Raw genomic sequence first — 19512 nt, forward strand, 5'->3', positions numbered from 1 at the left:
TTTCCGGATACAGACAGAAAAACAGGCGCTCACTTTAGCAAAATCGCCCACCTGGAGACAGCACAAAATGGGGGTTTCCTGGCCAAATCAGGTGAAATCCGATGTTTTTTCTCCGGCGGTTTTGTCCTACAAAATCGCCGGAATGGACTGATATGGCGCGGATTATCCGCTACCAGCGCGTCAGGCGCTGCGGGACAGTAACAGATAGTAACCTGCGCTCACGGCCGCCATACACAGGATCAGATTGAGTACGACGTTTAGCATCGCCTTCATCCAGAAACCTTCGCTAAACAGGGCGAATGTATCAAATGAGAAGGTGGAAAAGGTGGTCAGCGCACCGAGAAAGCCAACGCCAATCAGCGGGCGCCAGTGCGGCGCGATCAGGGTACCGCTGTTCAGCATTGAGACCAACGCCCCCATGATGAAGCAGCCAATGACGTTGACCGTGAGCGTGGCGTAGGGAAAACCGCTGCCAAACCACGCGCTGAACCAGTTGGTGATTTGAAAACGGCTAATGGCGCCGAGCGCGCCGCCGCAGGCGACGACCAGCAGCGTGAGGCCATAATTCATGGCAGACTCCTTTACAAACCTAAGCTGGGGGAATGCGCAGGCCACGGAAAACGATCTCGCCGGGCAAACGCAGGCCACCCATTAATTAATGGGAAACACACCGTTTTGCCAGGCGTCATCAGCACAGGATTAGGCGAGGTTGCTCGCTACGACGGCAGTGCGACCCATATCGGCTCGCGCTGCCGGCTATCCCCGGCGGTTTTTAATTCATTTTTTGAATTAAAGGTGGAACACCATCACCGGTAGATATTATAGGAGCCTATTTATCTCAGATACAATGGGGATTACTTACCGCCGTTGGCCACCGCGTCAAGATGCACGACGGGGTTCTCGGCAAACAGGTAGCGATCGACGTTGAACTCAAAGTCGTCGGTCGTGGCGTGGAACAGCATCTGCTTGGTGTTCTCCAGGTGCTGCCACATGGCGATTTTGGCGCCATAGGGATCTTTACGGATCAGCGCCTTAAGAATTTTATCGTGATCCTCGCACCAGCTTTCGATCGATTTGTCATCGATATGCTCGTGCAGCTTTAGCCAGTAGGGATTATGGGTACGCTGGCTCCACATCTTTTCTACGATGGTGGCCATGGCGCTGTTCTGGGTCGCCAAAGCCACCTGGACGTGGAACTTGAGATCCCACTCCGAGTCGCGGAAGCGATCTTCCTGGCGCGCCCGCTCCTGGATCTCCATCAGCGCGACGATATCCTGCTTGGTAACCTGGGTCGCGGCAAATTCGGCGATATTGCTTTCAATAAGCTGGCGCGCCTGCAGCAGTTCGAACGGTCCGGCGCTGGCAAACTCAATGGCGTTGTCCGGCTGAATCAGCGACTTGGGCTGATTATTGATGACATGAATGCCGGAGCCTTTACGCACCTCAACATAGCCTTCGACCTCCAGCATGATGATGGCCTCCCGCACGACGGTACGGCTGACGTCCATCTCTTCGGCGATAAAACGCTCGGCGGGCAACTTATCGCCGACGGGATAAACGCCGCCTTCAACGCGCTGTTTCAGTTCGGCGGCAAGCTGTTGGTAGAGTCTCGTGCATTCCATATTCGTGCTCGGCTAGGGTTGGTAACGCGGGTGGCTCAGGGCCACGGTGCGAGTTGTTATACCACTTTCATCGGGCAGTCACCAGCGGCAAGCATACAGAGTGTGAGCCTTCGTGGACAAAATCCGTGCGGAAAAGGGTCCGCCCGCGGGGGGACCCTTTGACATGAATAGGTTAGGCGTTTGCGTTAGCCGGGCGAGGGATCGGCTGCGGATCGTTGGCGGTACGGTTTTGCAGTACGGTCCAGATGATCAGGGCGCCCAACAGATCAAAGACGGCCAGGGCGGCGAACAGCGGGCTGAAGCCCAGGGTATCGGCCAACGCGCCGACCACTAAGGCAAACAGGGTACTGGCGGTCCAGGCTGCCATGCCGGTTAGGCCGTTGGCCGTGGCGACCTCATTGCGGCCAAAGACATCGGAAGAGAGCGTGATCAGCGAGCCGGAGAGCGCCTGATGGGCAAATCCGCCGATGCACAGAAGGGCGATGGCGATATACGGGCTGCTGAACAGACCGATCATGCCGGGGCCAATCATCAGTACGGCACCCAGTGTGACGACCAGCTTACGGGAGACGATCAGGTTGACGTTGAAGTACTTCTGAAACAGCGGCGGCAGGTAGCCGCCGATGACGCAGCCCAGATCGGCGAACAGCATCGGCATCCAGGCGAACATGGCGATCTCTTTCAGATTGAAACCGTAGGCCTTAAACATAAATAGTGGGATCCAGGCGTTAAAGGTGCCCCAGGCCGGCTCTGCGAGGAAGCGCGGCAGGGCGATACCCCAAAACTGGCGGTTACGCAAAATCTGCCAGGCCGACATGCGGGTGGCGTTATCGCCCTTATGCTGCGCCTCTTGACCGCTCAGAATGTACTGGCGTTCTTCGTCGCTCAGGCGCTTTTGATCCTGGGGCTGCTTGTAGAAGATAAGCCAGCCGATCGCCCACAGCAGGCTCAGGGCACCGGTAATGATAAAGGCCATTTCCCAGCTGTGGACCATGATGGCCCAGACCACCAGCGGTGGTGCAATCATGCCGCCGATAGAGGAGCCTACGTTGAAATAGCCGACGGCGATCGAGCGTTCTTTGGCCGGGAACCACTCTGACGAGGCTTTCAGACCCGCCGGGATCATGGCGGCCTCGGCCATCCCTACCGCGCCGCGGGCGATAGCCAGGCCACCCCAGCTGTTGGCCAGCGCCGTTCCCATGCAGAACAGCGCCCAGAGTACAGCAAAGACCGCATAGCCGACTTTGGTACCCAATAGATCCAGCACGTACCCGGCCACGGGTTGCATGATGGTATAGCAGGCAGAGTAGGTCGCGATGATATAGGAGTACTGTTGGGTTGTGATGTGCAGGGTGTCTTCCAGCGCGGGTGCGGCCACGGCAATGGCGTTGCGCGTCAGATAGCCTAGCACCGTACCAATGGTGACCAGGCCGATCATGTACCAGCGTAATCCTTTAATTTTACGCATTTAAACTCTCTCCCCGTTTAAGGTATTACCGATAGTGCACGCGTGACGGATACGGGGCGGCCAAGACCCATATCCGCGTCGGCGGGTGCTCGTTCACTTTCCTGCTGGAAAGACATGGTTGGCGTATACCGAGCGCTCCCGTGGCCCTGACAGTGGCTGGGGGGCGTGCGGAGATCGCCGCGACGGTACGCCGATGGATGATTGGCCAAACCACAATGGGCTAAATTGGTTGACCTACAGCCGGGTTAGTGCGACGGCTAAGATAACTTGTCATACAGATTCAAAGGTTGAGAGCTATCACAAAAACCATAATTGGATTGCTGAATAATAATTGGGATGACCAACGGTCGTGAAAGTGAGCTGAATGGCGCTTTTAGCACCGTGACGCGACGTTTTTTGTCATGCAGTCCGCAAACCTGGATAAAGTTCTGGACTAACTTTTAAATTGGTGTGATAACTTCCGCTAGCGCCCCCGTGCGAGCGCATCAACCGCATCTGAGGAACCCCGATTATGTCTCCGTTTTTGACCGAAGATTTTTTGCTTGATACCGAATTTGCCCGCCGTTTGTACCACGATTATGCGGCAGAACAGCCTATTTTCGATTATCACTGCCACCTTCCGCCGGAGCAGATCGCCGAAAACTATCGTTTCAAAAACCTGTATGACATCTGGCTAAAGGGTGACCACTATAAGTGGCGTGCGATGCGCACCAACGGGGTAGCGGAGCGTTTTTGCACCGGAGAGGCCAGCGATCGCGAGAAGTTTCAGGCGTGGGCCGAGACGGTGCCGCACACCATCGGTAATCCGCTGTACCACTGGACCCATCTGGAGCTGCGTCGTCCCTTCGGCATCACCGATACGCTGCTGTCTGCCGCGACGGCCGAGGATATTTGGACCCGCTGCAACCGAATGCTGGCGGAGGATAGCTTTACGGCGCGCGGCATCATGGGCCAGATGAATGTGAAGATGGTGGGCACCACCGACGATCCGATCGACGATCTGCGCCATCATCGGACGATCGCCGCCGACAGCAGCTTTACGACCAAAGTGCTGCCAAGCTGGCGCCCAGATAAAGCGTTTAATATCGATGCCGCGCTGTTCTCTGACTATATCGCGAAGCTGGGCGCCGTGGCCGACGTCGATATCACCCGCTTTGCCGATCTGTGTCAGGCGCTGAAGGTGCGCATGGATTACTTTGCCGCCCACGGTTGTAAGGTCTCTGACCACGCGCTGGATGTGGTGGTCTACGGCGAGGCGGATGATGCGACCCTGGATGGGATCCTGGCCCGCCGTCTGAGCGGCGGTACGCCGAGCGAGACCGAGGTCGCTCAGTTCAAGACGGCCGTGCTGCTGTTCTTGGGCCGCGAATATCAGCAGCGCGGCTGGGTACAGCAGTACCACATCGGCGCGCTGCGCAACAACAATACGCCGATGTTTGCGCGTCTGGGAGCGGATATCGGCTTTGATTCGATTAACGATGCGCCGGTCGCGCAGCCGCTGTCGCGTCTGTTGGATGCCCAGAGCCGCAACGGCGGACTGGCGAAAACCATTCTGTACTGCCTGAATCCGCGCGATAACGAAGTGCTGGGAACCATGATCGGCAACTTCCAGGGCGAGGGAATGCCGGGCAAGATGCAGTTTGGCTCAGGCTGGTGGTTTAACGATCAGAAAGACGGTATGCAGCGCCAGATGACGCAGCTGGCGCAGCTGGGGCTGCTGAGCCGCTTTGTGGGAATGCTGACCGATAGCCGCAGCTTCCTCTCCTATACCCGTCATGAGTATTTCCGCCGCATCCTGTGCCAGATGATCGGGCGCTGGGTCGCGCAGGGTGAGGCGCCCGCCGATATTGCCCTGCTGGGGAGCATGGTGAAGAACATCTGCTTCGACAACGCGAAAAGCTACTTCGCCATTGAGCTGTAATCGCTGACCTACGGCAGCCGGCGTTCGCCGCCCGCTGCCGCTAAATCCAAATTTGACTGTGACGGGCCGCCGCAGGGCGGAGGGCCCGCTATTGAGGTGGATCCTGATGCAAACCCTGAACCGTCGTGATTTTCCTGGCCGCCAGCACCCGGATAAAGTGATCCAGTTTGGCGAGGGTAACTTCCTGCGCGCCTTCGTCGACTGGCAGCTGGATCTGTTGAATGAACATACCGATCTGGATGCCGGGATCGTGGTGGTCCGCCCGATCGACAGCGATTTCCCGCCGTCGCTGAACTGCCAGGACGGTCTGTATACCACCATCGTGCGCGGGTTGAACGAACGGGGAGAGGCGGTATCGACCAGTCGGGTGATCCGCAGCGTTAACCGTGAGTTGAACGTCTATCGCGAGTTTGATGCATTTCTGGCGCTGGCGCGCGATCCGAACATTCGTTTTGTCTTCTCCAATACCACGGAGGCGGGGATCAGCTATGCGCCGCAGGATCGCCTGAGCGACGCCCCGCCTTCTAGCTTTCCGGCCAAGCTGACGCGCCTGCTGTATGAGCGCTTTTGTCACTTTGACGGCGCCGCGGATAAAGGCTGGGTGCTGCTGCCCTGTGAACTGATCGATTACAACGGTGAGGCCTTGCGCGAGCTGGTGCTGCGCTACGCCGAACAGTGGGATCTGCCGCCGGCGTTCACCGTCTGGCTGACCGAGCACACGACGTTTTGCGCAACCCTGGTTGACCGCATTGTCACCGGCTATCCGCGCGATGAGGCCACGTCACTGTGCGATGCGCTCGGCTACCAGGATAGCTTCCTGGATACCGCAGAATACTTCTATCTGTTTGTGATTCAGGGACCGCAGTGGCTGGCGCAGGCGCTGCGCCTGGATGCCTATGCCGCCACGCAGGGGCCGTTGAATATCCGTATCGTTGAGGATATTCGCCCTTATAAAGAGCGTAAGGTGGCGATTCTGAACGGCGCACATACGGCGCTGGTGCCGGTAGCCTACCTGGCCGGTCTGGATACCGTGGGTCAGAGCATGGACGATGCCCAGGTGGCTGCATTCGTCGAGCAGACGATCGCCCAGGAGATTATCCCGCAGCTGGATCTGCCCATCGAGGAGCTCAACGCTTTTTCCGCGGCGGTAATTGCCCGCTTCCGTAATCCCTATATTCAGCACCAGCTGCTGTCGATAGCGCTTAACGGGATGACCAAATTCCGGACCCGGATCCTGCCTCAGCTACTCTCTTACCGCGCCCGCCAGAACGCGGTGCCGCTACGCCTGAGCTTTGCGCTGGCGGCGCTGATCGCCTTTTACCGCGGAGAACGCGACGGCCTGCGCTATCCGCTGCAGGATGATGCCCATTGGCTGGCGTTTTACGCCGCGGGCTGGGAGGCGGTGCGCGCAGGGGAGCAGACGCTGGAGCAACTGGTCAGCGCGGTGTTGGCGCAGTCGGCGCACTGGGGCGAGGATCTCAACGGTGTCCCCGGGCTGACGCAGCAGGTGAGCCGCGCGCTGCAGGCCATTGAACAGCAGGGAATGCGCGCCGCGCTGGGCGCGCTGCTGGCATCATCTTATTAACGGAGCGGGTCGAGTCATATGCAAAGTATCATTAAGATCCACCCTCAGGATAACGTGGCGGTCGCCCTGCGCGATCTTGCGGCCGGAGAGACGATAGCGCTGGACGACGGTGCGCTGACGCTGCGCGACGCGGTGCCGCGCGGGCACAAGGTCGCGCTGTGCCACCTGGCGCCGCAGGCGATGGTGATAAAGTATGGTTTGCCGATTGGCCATGCGTTGACGCCCATCGCCGCCGGCGATCACGTGCATGCCCAGAACCTGCGTACCAACCTCAGCGATCTGGACAGCTACCAGTATCAGCCGGACTTCGCCGCGCCGACGGCGCAGCCGGCGGATCGCGCGATCTCCCTGTATCGGCGCGCCAGCGGCGAGGTGGCCATTCGCAATGAGCTGTGGATCCTGCCGACCGTCGGCTGCGTCAACGGCATGGCTCGTCAGATGCTGCAGCGCTTTCTGCGTGAAAGCGACGGAGCATCGGCGATCGATGGCGTCCATCTGTTTACCCATCCGTTCGGCTGTTCACAGTTGGGCGATGATCACCAGAATACCCGTACCCTGCTGCAGAATATGGTGCACCACCCGAACGCCGGCGGCGTGCTGGTGGTCGGGCTCGGCTGTGAGAATAACCAGATCGCAGCGTTTCGCGAGACGCTGGGCGACTATGATCCGGCGCGGGTGCGCTTTCTGGTGTGCCAGCAGCAGGATGATGAGGTGGAGGCCGGAACTGAGGCGCTGCATGAGCTGTATGGCGCCATGCGCGGCGATCGTCGGGAGCCAGGCCGTCTCAGTGAGCTGAAGTTTGGCCTGGAGTGCGGCGGTTCGGACGGCTTCTCCGGCATCAGCGCCAACCCGCTGCTGGGGCGTTTTTCCGACTATGTGATCGCCCACGGTGGCACCAGCGTACTGACCGAGGTCCCGGAGATGTTCGGCGCTGAGCGGATCCTGATGAGCCGCTGCCGCGATGGGGAAACCTTTGAAAAGACGGTCGCGATGGTCAACGATTTCAAACGCTACTTCATCGATCATCAGCAGCCGATCTATGAGAACCCCTCGCCGGGCAATAAGGCCGGCGGCATCACAACCCTGGAGGAGAAATCCCTCGGCTGTACGCAAAAGGCCGGGCAGAGCCAGGTGATGGATGTACTGCGCTACGGCGAGCGTCTGCATACGCCGGGGCTGAACCTGCTCAGCGCGCCGGGAAACGATGCGGTCGCCACCAGCGCGCTGGCCGCCGCCGGGTGCCATATGGTGCTGTTTAGCACCGGCCGCGGTACGCCCTACGGCGGCTTTGTACCGACGGTGAAGCTGGCGACCAACACGCCGCTGGCGGCGAAGAAACCGCACTGGATAGATTTTGACGCCGGTCAGCTGCTGCAGGGCAAGCCGATGGCGCTGCTGCTGAGTGAGTTTATCGATCTGATCGTGGCGATCGCCGACGGCAGACAGACCTGTAACGAGAAGAATGACTTTCGTGAGCTGGCCATCTTTAAAAGCGGCGTAACGCTGTAACCGCCGTCGGATCGCGGGGGCCGCCGCGGGGCGAGCTCCCGCCCCTTAAGGGATTAACGCTATGAGCGGTGAGCTTCTGTTTGCCCAGGGGGTAGGCATCGTCGCCTTTCTGGTCGGGATTACGACGTTTTTCAACCGCGATGAGCGCCGTTTCCGTCTGCAGCTGGCGCTGTACAGCGCGATCATCGGCGCCCATTTTTTTCTGATGGGCGCCAGCGCCGCCGGGATGAGCGCCGAGCTGAACGCGATCCGTTCGGTGGTGGCGACGCGTACGCGCAATGTCTGGATTATGGCGCTGTTTATTGCGCTGACCCTCGGGCTGGGCGGCTGGGAGCTGAAGCACCCGGTTGAGGTTCTGCCTATCGTGGGTACGATTGCCAGCACCTGGGCGCTGTTCCGCTGCCGCGGCTTGACCACCCGCTGCGTCATGTGGTGCTCCACCGCCTGCTGGGTGATCCACAATCTGTGGCTGGGCTCGCTGGGGGGCTCGCTGATCGAGGGCAGTTTCCTGCTGATCAATGGCTATAACATCGTCCGCTTTTACCGCATGCAGCGGCGCGGCATCGATCCCTTCCGCTCGTAGCCTCCGGCGAGGCGTCGTCAGGCGAAACATCGCTATCCCCCGCATCGTCGGGAGCATTCAACCGACAAAAAACGGGCGCCGCGGCGCCCGTTATGCCATGTCATGGGGGTTAGCCCAGCTCTGCGGCGCTATCGCCGGTGCTCTCCTCTGCTGCCACGCAGGCGGCCGCGGTGAACAGAACGTCCGTTGAGGAGTTGAGGGCGGTTTCACAGGAGTCCTGCAGGACGCCGATGATAAAGCCGACCGCGACGACCTGCATGGCGATATCACTACTGATACCAAACAGGCTGCAGGCCAGCGGGATCAGCAGCAGGGAGCCGCCGGCGACCCCGGAGGCGCCGCAGGCGCAGACCGCCGCCACCAGGCTGAGCAGCAGCGCCGTCGGCAGGTCGACGCTGATCCCCAGGGTATGCGCCGCCGCCAGCGTCAGCACGGTGATGGTGATGGCCGCACCGGCCATATTGATGGTGGCGCCCAACGGAATGGAGACCGCATAGGTATCCTCATTGAGCTTCAGCTTCTTACACAGCTCCATGTTTACCGGGATGTTGGCGGCCGAGCTACGGGTAAAGAACGCCGTCAGACCGCTTTCACGCAGGCAGGTGAACACCAGCGGATAGGGATTACGTCGGATTTTCCAAAACACGATTAAGGGGTTGAGAACCAGGGCGACCAGCAGCATGGCGCCGATCAGCACCATCAGCAGGTGGGCATAGCCCCACAGGGCGTCGAACCCGGTTTCAGCCAGCGTCGAGGAGACCAGCCCGAAGATACCCAGCGGCGCAAAGCGGATGACCACGCGAACGATAAAGGTGACGCCGTAGGAGAGGTCGCCCACCACGCGTTTGGTGGTATCAGAGGCATGGCGAAGGGCGACGCCCAGACCGATGGCCCAGGCCAGAATACCGATGAAGTTGCCGTTGGCCAGAGCGCGGAACGGGTTATCCACGACGTTCATCAGCAGGGACTGCAGCACCTCGACGATCCCGCCCGGCGGGGTGATATCGTTGGTGTGGCTGACGAGCGCCAGCTGTGACGGGAAGGCGAAGCTGACCACCACGGCCACCAGTGCGGCGGCGAAGGTGCCAAGCAAATACAGCAGCACGATAGGCCGCATGTTGGTTTTTTGTCCCTGACGGTGGTTGGCGATGGAGGCCGCCACCAGAATGAAGACCAGCACCGGCGCGACGGCTTTCAGGGCGCTGACGAACAGTGTACCCAGCAGCCCGGCGGCGATGGCGCCGGATTGGGAGAACGAAGCCAGCGCGATCCCCAGTACCAGCCCTACCAGGATCTGGCCGACTAGGCTACCGCGCGTAATGAAACGCACGAATCCAGATTGTCTTTCCATAATCGATTACCCACTTGTTATATTTTTGGATTACATGTCATGCATGCAATCTGTAACTAAATGTGTTTGCCACCCCAGTATAGGGAAATCGACTCAATTGGGAACGCTGAATTTATAAAATTCTGTCGCCACGCTATAAATTTAACTCTAATTTAACTTTTTATTGCATTTATTAACGATAGCGTCGAAATGTAGGGAAAAAAGCCAACTGTGCTCACATGGCAAACCGTGCCTCTAGAATAATTTACTGAAAAAGTGTCTATATCAAAGAATTATTCCAAATAGATTTCGGGGGTTTCTGACGTTTTGTCAGGTAAAACTCCCCGGTATTAGCATACCGGGGAAGGGGCGTTATCGGGGGGCGCGCGATGCCCGGCGATGGTTGACCCCGGCGTTAATCAGCAGGGTCAGCGCCAGAATCCCGGCGACGATGCCCAGGGAGAAGGCGATGGGAATATGGTAGAAATCGACGATCAGCATCTTGATGCCGATGAAGGTCAGAATGGCTGCCAGCCCGTACTTTAACAGCGTAAAGCGCTCGGCTACGCCGGCCAGCAGGAAGTACATGGCGCGCAGCCCCAGAATGGCGAACAGGTTGGAGGTCAATACCAGGAACGGATCGGTGGTCACGGCAAAGATCGCCGGAATGCTGTCGACGGCAAAGATCACGTCGCTCAGTTCGACCAGGATCAGCACCAGCAGCAGCGGGGTGGCGAACAGCGTACCGCTGCGGCGGGTAAAGAAGTGCTCGCTTTCAATGCAGTCGGTCATCCGCAGGTGGCGGCGCAGCCAACGCACCAGCGGGCGATCGCCGAGATCGCCGTCATCGTCGTGGGCCATGGCCATCTTAATACCGGTAAACAGCAGGAAAGCGCCAAACAGGTAGAGGATCCACTGGAACTGGGTCACCAGCCAGCTACCGGCGAAGATCATGATCGTACGCAGAATGATCGCCCCCAGCACGCCGTAGACCAGCACCCGGCGCTGCATGTTGGCCGGCACGGAGAAATAGCTGAACAGCATCAGCCAGACAAAGACGTTATCTACCGCCAGCGCCTTTTCGATCAAATAGCCGGTGAGGAATGCCAGCGCCTGCTGATCGGCCGCCGCGCGTCCCAGGGTTTCACTCAGATAGAGCCAAAGACCGGCGTTGAACAGCAGCGCCAGGCTGACCCAGACCAGCGACCAGACGGCGGCCTGGCGCATGGTCATCGCCTGGGCGCCGCGCCGCCCCTGCAGCAGTAGATCGATAGCCAGCATAATCAGGATGATCAGGGCGAAGCTCCCCCATAGCCAGGGGGTGCCAACAGAGTTGAGCATGGAAGTCTCCAGTAAGGTTAATCAATAACGGGTGTCGGAGGGCGAACACCGTGCGTGCATTTATTAACCACGCGTTGCCTGTACCTCGCCTTCCGGCAAGGTCTCACTTACAACGCATCCACGGGCGGGAGCCCGCGAGGTTGCCCGGTAACCGGGTGCTGCGCACCGTAATGACGATTAACCGGCAAATAAGAAGTTACTCCCCTTTGCTGCGCAGAAAATAATGCAAAATGTGTCATTGGTCAATCCCTGTTCGCTGTTCAGGATAGGCATGAACCGCCGTTCTCTCAGATCGAGATGGCATAAGCAATCCGGGGGCTATCCATGCATCGTCGGGCGGAAGCCGCTATAGTGCCTGTGGGATAAGAGAAGGGTGGCAATGTCATGGCAGTTGCAAGAAAAACCAATCCACTGGCGATAGCGGGTCTGATCGCCTTGACGCTGATCTGGAGCTACAGCTGGATTGCGATGAAACAGGTAACGCAGTATATCGGGGCGTTCGACTTTACCGCGCTGCGCTGCGTCTGCGGCGCGCTGCTGCTGCTGGTGGTGCTGCATCTGCGCGGACGCGGTATGCGGCCGACACCGTTTGGCTATACGCTGGCCATCGCGCTGCTGCAGACCTGCGGTATGGTCGGCTTGGCCCAGTGGGCGCTCATGAGCGGCGGCGCTGGCAAGGTGGCTATTTTAAGCTATACTATGCCGTTTTGGGTGGTGATCATGGCCGCCCTGTTTCTCGGCGAGCGGATGCGGCGCCTGCAGTATGTCGCGATTGCGGCGGCGGCCCTGGGATTGCTGCTGGTGCTGCAGCCGTGGAAGCTGGATCTCTCCTCGCTGCAAAGTGCGCTGCTGGCGGTGCTCTCCGGCATCAGCTGGGGGGCGAGCGCCATCGTGGCCAAGCGAATGTATGCTCGCTATCCGGGCATTGATTTGCTGGGGCTCACGACCTGGCAGATGCTGTATGCCGCCGTGGTGATGAGCGTGGTGGCTTGGCTGGTACCGCAGCGCAGCGTGGACTGGCAGCCCTACGTGTTCTGGGCGTTGGCCTACAGTGCGATTCTGGCGACGGCGCTGGCCTGGAGTCTGTGGCTGTTCGTGTTGAAAAATCTGCCGGCCGGGATCGCCAGTCTGAGCACCCTGGCGGTCCCGGTCTGCGGGGTACTGTTTTCCTGGTGGCTGCTGGGCGAGAACCCCGGCCCGGTGGAGGGGTGCGGTATTGTGCTGATCGCGCTGGCGCTGGCGGTGATTAGCATCAAGAGGCAGGGACCCCAGGCGCAGAGCACCCGTCGATAGCGCTGGGCCGGCCGCGTCGGCGGCCGGCGCGGTATCAGGCGCGATCGGCGGGAAAGACCACCCCGGTTTGGCGGCGTATCTCGTCCAGCAGGCGGGCCGTGCTGAGCGCGCGCGCCACCCCGGCGTGGGCCACCCGGCCCTCTCGTATCAGGCGGGCGAAGGCCTGCGCTTCATACTCCATGGTATTTTCACGCTGAACGACGCCAATCTCTTGCGCCACGCCGCCGCGCGGGATCAGGGTTACCCGCTGGCATTGGGAGAGGTGCTCGATCACCAGGCTGCCCTCCTCGCCCTGGATCTCGCTGGGCAGCGCTGAATCGCTGACCTTGGAGTGAAACAGCAAGACCTCAAGGCCGGGATAGCGCATGGCGACGTGGCCATGGGCGTCAACGCCGGAGTCCAGCAGTACCGCCTCGGCGCTCACCCGCTGCGGCTCGCCGAACAGCGCGACGCCGCTGGCCAGACAGTAAAAACCGATATCCATGATAGATCCGTTGGAAAAGGCCGGATTAAAGGTATTGGGGTTTTCACCGTTGAGATAGCGAGGATAGCGGGAGGAGTATTGGCAATAGTTGAGAAAGGCCTTACGCAGGCGCCCAAGGCGCGGCAGCGCGCTGCGGATGACGTCAAAGTTGGGCAGATAGGCGGTTTTAAAGGCTTCGAATAGAACGACGCCGTTGGCGCGGGCGCAGTCGAACGCGCGCTGGGCCTCCGCGTGGGTCGAGGCCAGCGGTTTCTCACAGATGACGTGCTTACCATGGCGCAGCATCAGCAGCGTCTGGGCGCAGTGCAGGGCGTTGGGGCTGGCGATATAGACCGCGTCGACCTCTGGGCTGCAGGCCAGCGCGTCAAGGCTGTCAAAGCAGTGTACTGCCCCGTAGGGCGCGGCAAAATCGGCGGCCTGTTCCAGGCGGCGTGAATAGACGGCGCTGAGGCGATATTGGCCGCAGGCCAGCGCGGCATCGACAAAGCGCCGGGTAATCCAGTTGGTTCCGATGATAGCGAGGCGGATCATGGCAGTCTCCCTGAGGATAAAAATTACCCGTCAGGCTAACACACTCGCTGTACGATCAATATACGCTGCCCTCAACATCCAGGCAGGTCAGGTAGAGCCGGGCATCAAACTCCAGCTGGTGATAGTCGGGCTCCATATGGCAGCACAGACTGTAGAAAGCCTTGTCGTGATTTTTTTCGCGCAGGTGGGCCAGTTCGTGCACCACGATCATCCGCAGCAGGGCCTCTGGCCCCTGACGGAACAGGCTAGCGATACGGATTTCCGCTTTGGCCTTCAGCCGGTTGCCCTGAACGCGGGATACGACGCTGTGCAGGCCGAGCGCCTGCTGGATCACCTGAATGCGGCTATCGTACTGTACCCGGCTAAGGGGCGGGGTATTGCGCATATAGAGATTTTTCAGGCTGTGCGCATAGTCATACAAGGCCCGGTCCGTGGTGATCGTATGGCGCTCGGGGTAGCGGCGGCGCAGCGTATCGCCCAGGCGCCTTTGCGCCAACAGGGTACGAACCTGCGCCAGCAGGGGCTCCGGATAGCCGGCAAGGTAACTCAGGTGCGTCATTTGGCCCTCCTTCAGGTACAATGGCGGGCTATTGTACTTTATGCCCGCCTACGGCGGGGCACTTTTGCGGAGGGGCGATGAGCCAACTCGAATCCAGCGCCGGTTGTCCGGCTATCACCGGCCTGACGCTGGCGCGTTTTCCCCGTCAGTCTGACGATCCTTCCCTGCAGGCCTGGGAGGCCGCGGACGAATATCTGCTGCAGCAGATCGATCTGACCCAGGCGCAGGGACGCCCGACCATCATCTTTAACGATGCCTTTGGCGCGCTGGCCTGTGCTCTGCACGAGCTGCGTCCCTACTCGGTGAGCGACTCCTACGTCAGCCAGCTGGCGACGCGCCATAATCTGCAGCTTAACGATCTGGACGAGGATGCCGTTACCCTGCTGGACAGCCTGAGCCCGCTGCCGGAGGCGCCCGCGCTGGTGGTGATTAAGCTGCCTAAAATGCTGGCGCTGCTGGAGCAACAGCTGCACGCGCTGCGGGCGGTGGTCGCGCCGGATACCCGCATTATCGCCGCGGCCAAGGCGCGCGATATTCATACCTCGACCCTACAGCTGTTTGAGTCGATCCTGGGGGAGACGCATACCTCTCTGGCGTGGAAAAAGGCCCGCTTGATTTACTGTCAGGTGGGCGAGCGCGCGGTGACGCCGGCGCCGGCTACGACCGTTTGGCCGCTGGAGGGTACACCTTACACTATGCATAATCATGCAGGAGTATTCTCCCGCGGCAGCCTGGATATCGGTGCGCGTTTTTTCCTGCAGCACCTGCCGGAGGGGATACAGGGTGAGGTGGCCGATCTGGGCTGCGGCAACGGCGTCCTGGGACTGGCGGCGCTGAGCAGCAGCCCGCAGGCTCGGGTGCTGTTTGCCGATGAGTCCTATATGGCGGTGGCCTCGGCGCGCCTGAACGTGCAGCATAACCGTCCGCAGGATTTGGCGCGCTGCGAGTTCTGGGTCGGTAACGGGCTGGCGGGGCGCGAAGGCGGCACGCTGGACGCGGTGCTGTGTAACCCGCCGTTTCATCAGCAGCATTCGATTACCGATCAGGTGGCGTGGGACATGTTCGTCGCCGCGCGGCGCTGTTTGAAGCGCAACGGGGCGCTGTATATCGTCGGCAACCGTCACCTGGACTATTATCCGAAGCTGCGTCGTCTGTTTGGCAACTGCGCTACCCTGGGAATGAACCGCAAATTTGTGGTGCTCAAGGCGGTGAAAACGGCCTGAACGCCGCGCTATATTGAAATAAATACGCATGGAAAGTGAATAAATATTGGTCATGGCATGATTTTTGGTTATGCTGAACGCGGTTATCCTCGCTCAACCGTTATCCCAATATTGTCTTCCGACGCCGACCGAACCGGGGCTCCCCCGCGTCGGTCGAGCCGGAAAAAGAAAAGGACTTTGCCATGGATCGTCGCACCCTGCTTAAATCCTCTGTCGCCCTGCTGGGCGCGCTATCGCTCTCAGGCCCGGGCTCGCTGGCCCGGGCGCAGTTTGTCGCCCAACGGCCCGCCGCGCCCGATGCTGACCATCCGCTGGCGCTGAATTTTAACGAGAATGCTCTCGGTATGTCGGCGCAGGCGCACCAGGCTATCGCCGCCGCGCTGCCCGGCGCCTTTCGTTACCCCGATGCGGCGCGGGAGGCGCTGATTGCCGCGCTGGCCAGCGAGATGGCGCTGACGCCGGCTCACCTGTCGTTAGGCAATGGCTCCTCGGAGTGTATTCGCGCCATTCTGCAGGCGCAGGCGATCGCCGCACAGCGCCAGGGAAAGGCGGTGCAGCTGGTGGTGCCGGATCCCACCTTTAACTACGCAGAGCTGTATCTGCAGCCGCTGGGTGTTGAGGTGGTCAAGGTGCCGCTGGATGCGCAGCTGGGGTTCCCGCTGGCGGAGATGCAGCGCCGCACTCGCGCCTTTAACGGCCTGTCGCTGGTCTATCTGTGTAATCCGAATAACCCGACGGCGACCCTTACTCCGACCGATGCGCTGGCGGCGTGGATCACCCAGGCGCCGCCGGATACCTTCTTTGTCATCGATGAGGCCTATGCCGAGTTCGTCAACGATCCGGCCTTTCGCAGCGCCGTGGCGCTGGTGCAGGCGGGGCATGAGAACCTATTGGTGACGCGCACCTTCTCTAAGCTGTATGCGCTGGCCGGGCTGCGGGTGGGCTATGGGGTCGCGGCGCCGTCGGTGGCCGCGCAGAGCGAGGCGCTGATGTCGCTGGATAATACCAACAGCGCGGGCGCCGCTGCGGCGCTGGCCTCTCTGCAGGACCGCGCTTTTGTAGAGCACAGCCGTAAGACGACGGATCTCTCGCGGCAGATCGTGTGCGCGGCGCTGGATGAGCTGCAGCTGGCCTATCTGCCGTCGCAGGCCAACTTTATTTTTCACCAGGTTAACGGTGATGCCGCGCGCTACCAGGCGCGAATGAAGCAGCACCATATCCTGGTCGGCCGCCCATTCCCTCCGTTAAATAACTGGAACCGCCTGACGCTGGGGACGCCGCAGGAGATGCAGCTGTTTGTCGCGCAGCTGCACGCGTTCCGCCGTCAGGGGTGGGTCTGAGCCACGGAGAGCCTTAGCGCGCGTCGCTTACCAGCGCAGTGTGGCCTGAAATCCCCCGCCCGGCGCGTGGTCAAACTGCACCTGCATCCCATGCAGGGAGGCTATTTGACGGACGATAGAAAGTCCCAGTCCACTGCCGGTTTTCTCCTGGCCCGGCGGGCGATAAAAGCGCTCGCCCAAGCGCTGTAGCACGGCATCGCTGACGCCTGCGCCGTTATCGGTGATCTGCAGACGATGGCTGGTCAGCCGCAGGGTGACCTGGCTGCCCGTCGGGCTGTAGCGGATCGCGTTATCCAGCAGGTTGCGGATCAGCAGGGAGAACAGCAGCGGCTGGATACGTCGGCATACCTTGGGATCGTCCACCGACAGCGCCAGGGCAACCCCTGCGGCATGGGCCTTTGCGTCCATGTCGATCACCGCTGTCTGTAGGAGTTCGGCCAGCGCTCGCGGCTGCACATCGTCCAGCTGGGAGAGTGAATCAAGGCGCGACAGGGTCAACAGCTGATCCACCAGTCGGGTCGCGCGATCGATCCCCTGCTCCAGCTGGCCCAGCGCGCGCTGACGCAGGGCGAGATCATCCTGCGCCAGCTGTACCACTTCGGCCTGAACCCGCAGCGCCGCCAGCGGGGTTCGCAGCTCATGGGCGGCGTCAGAGGTAAAGCGCCGCTCGCGCACCATCTGCGCGTTGGTACGGGCAAATAGGGTGTTGAGCGAGGCGACTACCGGCCAGACCTCGCTGGGAATGGCCTCGCGGGGTAACGGGGTGGCATCGTCCGGGCGGCGTCGTCTCAGCGCCGCCGCCAGGCGGTGCAAGGGCGCCAGTCCGCGGCTGACCACCAGCAGTAGCAGGATCACCATGACCGGCAGCGCCACCAGCCAGGGCACCATCTGCGCCCCGACGATGCTCAGCGCCATGTCGTTGCGATAGTCCCACTCCTGGCCGACTAAAATCCGGTAGCGTCCGTCCGGGGTGGTGAGCCACAGCAGCCGCCAGCTGTCATCGTCGTTATCCAGATAGCCATCGGTAAAGCCGTCCCCCTGGTAGCGGTACACCAGATTATCGCCGTTGTCTCCGTCGTTGAGCAGCATACGTCCATCGGCGTTGAAGATGGCGAACGCCAGCGCGTCCTTGTCCTGATCTCCGCGGTGTTTACGTAGTAAATCATGGCTTTGCGGTAGCTGCAGCGGGTGCTTTAGCTGGCTGAGATCGAAGGCCAACAGGCGCTTGGCAAACAGCATCTGCTGGGTGTCGAACAGCTCGTTGAGCGCATCGCGCGTTTGATACCAGGTCAGGGCGCTGGCGCTGCTCCAGACCAGCAGTACCAGGATCAAAAAGCCGCCGGTCAGCCTGGCGCGCAGGCTGTGGGTCAGCTGGCGGGACAGATGGCGCATCAGGAGTCTCCCAGCGTGTAGCCGACGCCGTGCACGGTGCGGATAAAGTGGCTGCCCAGCTTGCGGCGCAGGTGGTGGATGTGGACCTCGACGGCGTTGCTGGAGACATCGTCATCCCAGCTGTAGAGCTTTTCCTCGATCAGCGAGCGCGGCAGCACGCGCCCGGCGTTGCGCAGCAGCAGCTCCAGCAGGGCGAACTCCTTGGGCTTTAGCGGCAGCGATGCACCGTCGAGGGTCGCGGTGAGGCTCAGGGGATCGAGGCTCACCGCGCCGTGGCTGAGCAGGGTCTGGGCCTGGCCGTGGTTGCGCCGGATCAGCGCCTGCAGGCGCGCGGCGACCTCGATCAGGGCGAAGGGCTTACACAGATAGTCATCTGCGCCCTGCTGTAGCCCGGTCACTCGCTGCTCCAGGGCATCGCGGGCGGTCAGGATCAGAACCGGCTCCGCGTGCCCGGCTTCGCGCCAGCGGCGCAGAATTTCCAGCCCGTCGATGCCCGGCAGGCTCAGGTCGAGGATCACGGCGTCATAGGGCGCGCTCTCCAGCGCCGTCATGCCTAGCTGCCCGTCGGTAAACCAGTCCAAGGTAAATCCCATCTTACTCAATCCGGCTTTAATACCGTCGCCGATCAGGCGATCGTCTTCAATTAACAGTACGCGCATATGCTCATTTTCCCTTGGCTATTGCGCCTGATTTAACCGTGTGGCAAGCCTTTTGTACAGCGTTAGCGCTGCGTAATCGCCTCCTATCGGCGGTGATAAAAAAAATTGAGCGCTATGATACATACTTAAGATCTTGTTAAGGACTGTTTGGTGTAATGCACTCATCGGCAGTCAGTGAGGCTGCTTTCTGAATTCCATAACGGGAGAACAATGATGAAAAAAAGTGCTGCTATTTTCGCTATTCTGGCCCTGTGCAGTGCACCGGTTCTGGCTCAGACAGGTGGATTCTCTGGCCCGGGTGCGACGCAACAGGTTCAGAATACCCAGCAGAGCGGCGGCTTTGTCGGCGGTCAGCAGGCGGTAACCACCGTGGCGAAGGCGAAAGATCTCAACGATAACAGCTGGGTTGTGCTGCAGGGCAACATTGAACAGCGCGTGCGCGGCGACCACTACACGTTCCGCGATGCCACTGGCACCATTGAAGTTGAGATCGACCACAAGTACTGGAACGGGCAGACCATAACGCCGAAAGACAAGGTGGAGATCCAGGGTGAGGTCGACAAAGATTGGAACACCACCAAGATTGATGTTAAGCGCCTGCATAAGATGAACTGATTAATGCAGCGAAGGTGAGTATGGCGGCGCCGTCCCGGTTGGACGGCGCCGTTTTTT

General features: G+C 60.4%; 17 protein-coding genes and 1 riboswitch. Of the genes, 8 read left to right on the plus strand and 9 right to left on the minus strand.

The features are described 5' to 3' along the window. Positions 1 to 180: 180 nt before the first annotated feature. From crcB to L1P05_RS02155, 3 genes are all read right to left on the minus strand, one after another. On the minus strand, positions 181 to 570 hold the full coding sequence (gene crcB / locus L1P05_RS02145; RefSeq protein ID WP_012847305.1) for a fluoride efflux transporter CrcB: 390 nt from the start codon (positions 568 to 570) through the stop codon (positions 181 to 183). A gap of 102 nt (positions 571 to 672) precedes the next feature. Beyond that, a riboswitch (Fluoride riboswitch) is annotated at positions 673 to 820 on the minus strand. Between the two features lie 34 nt (positions 821 to 854). After that, positions 855 to 1622, minus strand: coding sequence for a transcriptional regulator ExuR (exuR, locus tag L1P05_RS02150; protein ID WP_012847307.1), 768 nt, complete (start codon positions 1620 to 1622; stop codon positions 855 to 857). 172 nt (positions 1623 to 1794) lie between these two features. Next, a complete protein-coding gene (locus L1P05_RS02155; protein ID WP_012847308.1) occupies positions 1795 to 3090 on the minus strand; it encodes an MFS transporter in 1296 nt (431 codons plus the stop codon). Positions 3091 to 3601: 511 nt separating this feature from the next. Between L1P05_RS02155 and uxaC the strand changes: the two genes are divergently transcribed. The 4 genes from uxaC to L1P05_RS02175 all read left to right on the plus strand — a co-directional run bounded on the left by uxaC (position 3602) and on the right by L1P05_RS02175 (position 8688). Then, positions 3602 to 5011, plus strand: a complete 1410-nt coding sequence (uxaC, locus tag L1P05_RS02160) for a glucuronate isomerase (RefSeq protein WP_012847309.1) — start codon at positions 3602 to 3604, stop codon at positions 5009 to 5011. Positions 5012 to 5117: 106 nt separating this feature from the next. Continuing rightward, positions 5118 to 6596, plus strand: coding sequence for a tagaturonate reductase (locus tag L1P05_RS02165; RefSeq protein WP_012847310.1), 1479 nt, complete (start codon positions 5118 to 5120; stop codon positions 6594 to 6596). Between the two features lie 18 nt (positions 6597 to 6614). Next, positions 6615 to 8105: a UxaA family hydrolase gene (locus L1P05_RS02170; RefSeq protein WP_012847311.1), complete on the plus strand. Its 1491-nt coding sequence runs from the start codon at positions 6615 to 6617 to the stop codon at positions 8103 to 8105. Positions 8106 to 8166: 61 nt separating this feature from the next. Beyond that, positions 8167 to 8688 (plus strand): YgjV family protein, encoded by a 522-nt coding sequence (locus tag L1P05_RS02175; protein WP_012847312.1) that lies wholly within the window; start codon positions 8167 to 8169, stop codon positions 8686 to 8688. Between the two features lie 109 nt (positions 8689 to 8797). Here the strand turns inward: L1P05_RS02175 and sstT are convergent, their stop codons facing one another. Both sstT and L1P05_RS02185 read right to left on the minus strand, forming a co-directional pair. Next, positions 8798 to 10039, minus strand: a complete 1242-nt coding sequence (gene sstT, locus L1P05_RS02180; protein WP_034168227.1) for a serine/threonine transporter SstT — start codon at positions 10037 to 10039, stop codon at positions 8798 to 8800. 351 nt (positions 10040 to 10390) lie between these two features. Then, complete coding sequence (locus L1P05_RS02185) at positions 10391 to 11359, minus strand: TerC family protein (protein WP_012847314.1); 969 nt, start codon at positions 11357 to 11359, stop codon at positions 10391 to 10393. 384 nt (positions 11360 to 11743) lie between these two features. On the opposite strand from L1P05_RS02185, the gene L1P05_RS02190 reads away from it, so the two are divergent. Next, complete coding sequence (locus L1P05_RS02190) at positions 11744 to 12652, plus strand: DMT family transporter (RefSeq protein WP_012847315.1); 909 nt, start codon at positions 11744 to 11746, stop codon at positions 12650 to 12652. Between the two features lie 34 nt (positions 12653 to 12686). Here the strand turns inward: L1P05_RS02190 and L1P05_RS02195 are convergent, their stop codons facing one another. After that, positions 12687 to 13667, minus strand: coding sequence for a Gfo/Idh/MocA family protein (locus tag L1P05_RS02195; protein WP_012847316.1), 981 nt, complete (start codon positions 13665 to 13667; stop codon positions 12687 to 12689). A gap of 55 nt (positions 13668 to 13722) precedes the next feature. Further along, positions 13723 to 14226: a M48 metallopeptidase family protein gene (locus L1P05_RS02200; RefSeq protein ID WP_012847317.1), complete on the minus strand. Its 504-nt coding sequence runs from the start codon at positions 14224 to 14226 to the stop codon at positions 13723 to 13725. A gap of 77 nt (positions 14227 to 14303) precedes the next feature. On the opposite strand from L1P05_RS02200, the gene rlmG reads away from it, so the two are divergent. Then, positions 14304 to 15449 (plus strand): 23S rRNA (guanine(1835)-N(2))-methyltransferase RlmG, encoded by a 1146-nt coding sequence (rlmG, locus tag L1P05_RS02205; RefSeq protein ID WP_012847318.1) that lies wholly within the window; start codon positions 14304 to 14306, stop codon positions 15447 to 15449. 182 nt (positions 15450 to 15631) lie between these two features. After that, positions 15632 to 16789 carry a pyridoxal phosphate-dependent aminotransferase gene (locus L1P05_RS02210; RefSeq protein WP_012847319.1) on the plus strand — a complete coding sequence of 386 codons (1158 nt, stop codon included), beginning with the start codon at positions 15632 to 15634 and terminating at the stop codon, positions 16787 to 16789. 27 nt (positions 16790 to 16816) lie between these two features. Here L1P05_RS02210 and qseC read toward each other — a convergent pair whose 3' ends face one another. Together qseC and qseB are read right to left on the minus strand one after the other, a co-directional pair. Further along, positions 16817 to 18181, minus strand: coding sequence for a quorum sensing histidine kinase QseC (gene qseC, locus L1P05_RS02215; protein WP_012847320.1), 1365 nt, complete (start codon positions 18179 to 18181; stop codon positions 16817 to 16819). Beyond that, a complete protein-coding gene (gene qseB, locus L1P05_RS02220) occupies positions 18181 to 18840 on the minus strand; it encodes a quorum sensing response regulator transcription factor QseB (protein ID WP_012847321.1) in 660 nt (219 codons plus the stop codon). Before qseB ends, qseC begins: the two co-directional genes overlap by 1 nt. A gap of 213 nt (positions 18841 to 19053) precedes the next feature. Between qseB and L1P05_RS02225 the strand changes: the two genes are divergently transcribed. Further along, complete coding sequence (locus tag L1P05_RS02225; protein WP_015460839.1) at positions 19054 to 19455, plus strand: YgiW/YdeI family stress tolerance OB fold protein; 402 nt, start codon at positions 19054 to 19056, stop codon at positions 19453 to 19455. Positions 19456 to 19512: the final 57 nt, after the last annotated feature.

The sequence above is a fragment of the Edwardsiella piscicida genome (assembly GCF_021733145.1).
Lineage (GTDB): Bacteria > Pseudomonadota > Gammaproteobacteria > Enterobacterales > Enterobacteriaceae > Edwardsiella > Edwardsiella piscicida.

What these genes read in the sequence shown, in the direction of transcription:
- crcB (WP_012847305.1), bottom strand. Translation starts at nt 570, where the DNA reads ATGAATTATGGCCTCACGCTGCTGGTCGTCGCCTGCGGCGGCGCGCTC.
- exuR (WP_012847307.1), bottom strand. Translation starts at nt 1,622, where the DNA reads ATGGAATGCACGAGACTCTACCAACAGCTTGCCGCCGAACTGAAACAG.
- L1P05_RS02155 (WP_012847308.1), bottom strand. Translation starts at nt 3,090, where the DNA reads ATGCGTAAAATTAAAGGATTACGCTGGTACATGATCGGCCTGGTCACC.
- uxaC (WP_012847309.1), top strand. Translation starts at nt 3,602, where the DNA reads ATGTCTCCGTTTTTGACCGAAGATTTTTTGCTTGATACCGAATTTGCC.
- L1P05_RS02165 (WP_012847310.1), top strand. Translation starts at nt 5,118, where the DNA reads ATGCAAACCCTGAACCGTCGTGATTTTCCTGGCCGCCAGCACCCGGAT.
- L1P05_RS02170 (WP_012847311.1), top strand. Translation starts at nt 6,615, where the DNA reads ATGCAAAGTATCATTAAGATCCACCCTCAGGATAACGTGGCGGTCGCC.
- L1P05_RS02175 (WP_012847312.1), top strand. Translation starts at nt 8,167, where the DNA reads ATGAGCGGTGAGCTTCTGTTTGCCCAGGGGGTAGGCATCGTCGCCTTT.
- sstT (WP_034168227.1), bottom strand. Translation starts at nt 10,039, where the DNA reads ATGGAAAGACAATCTGGATTCGTGCGTTTCATTACGCGCGGTAGCCTA.
- L1P05_RS02185 (WP_012847314.1), bottom strand. Translation starts at nt 11,359, where the DNA reads ATGCTCAACTCTGTTGGCACCCCCTGGCTATGGGGGAGCTTCGCCCTG.
- L1P05_RS02190 (WP_012847315.1), top strand. Translation starts at nt 11,744, where the DNA reads ATGGCAGTTGCAAGAAAAACCAATCCACTGGCGATAGCGGGTCTGATC.
- L1P05_RS02195 (WP_012847316.1), bottom strand. Translation starts at nt 13,667, where the DNA reads ATGATCCGCCTCGCTATCATCGGAACCAACTGGATTACCCGGCGCTTT.
- L1P05_RS02200 (WP_012847317.1), bottom strand. Translation starts at nt 14,226, where the DNA reads ATGACGCACCTGAGTTACCTTGCCGGCTATCCGGAGCCCCTGCTGGCG.
- rlmG (WP_012847318.1), top strand. Translation starts at nt 14,304, where the DNA reads ATGAGCCAACTCGAATCCAGCGCCGGTTGTCCGGCTATCACCGGCCTG.
- L1P05_RS02210 (WP_012847319.1), top strand. Translation starts at nt 15,632, where the DNA reads ATGGATCGTCGCACCCTGCTTAAATCCTCTGTCGCCCTGCTGGGCGCG.
- qseC (WP_012847320.1), bottom strand. Translation starts at nt 18,181, where the DNA reads ATGCGCCATCTGTCCCGCCAGCTGACCCACAGCCTGCGCGCCAGGCTG.
- qseB (WP_012847321.1), bottom strand. Translation starts at nt 18,840, where the DNA reads ATGCGCGTACTGTTAATTGAAGACGATCGCCTGATCGGCGACGGTATT.
- L1P05_RS02225 (WP_015460839.1), top strand. Translation starts at nt 19,054, where the DNA reads ATGAAAAAAAGTGCTGCTATTTTCGCTATTCTGGCCCTGTGCAGTGCA.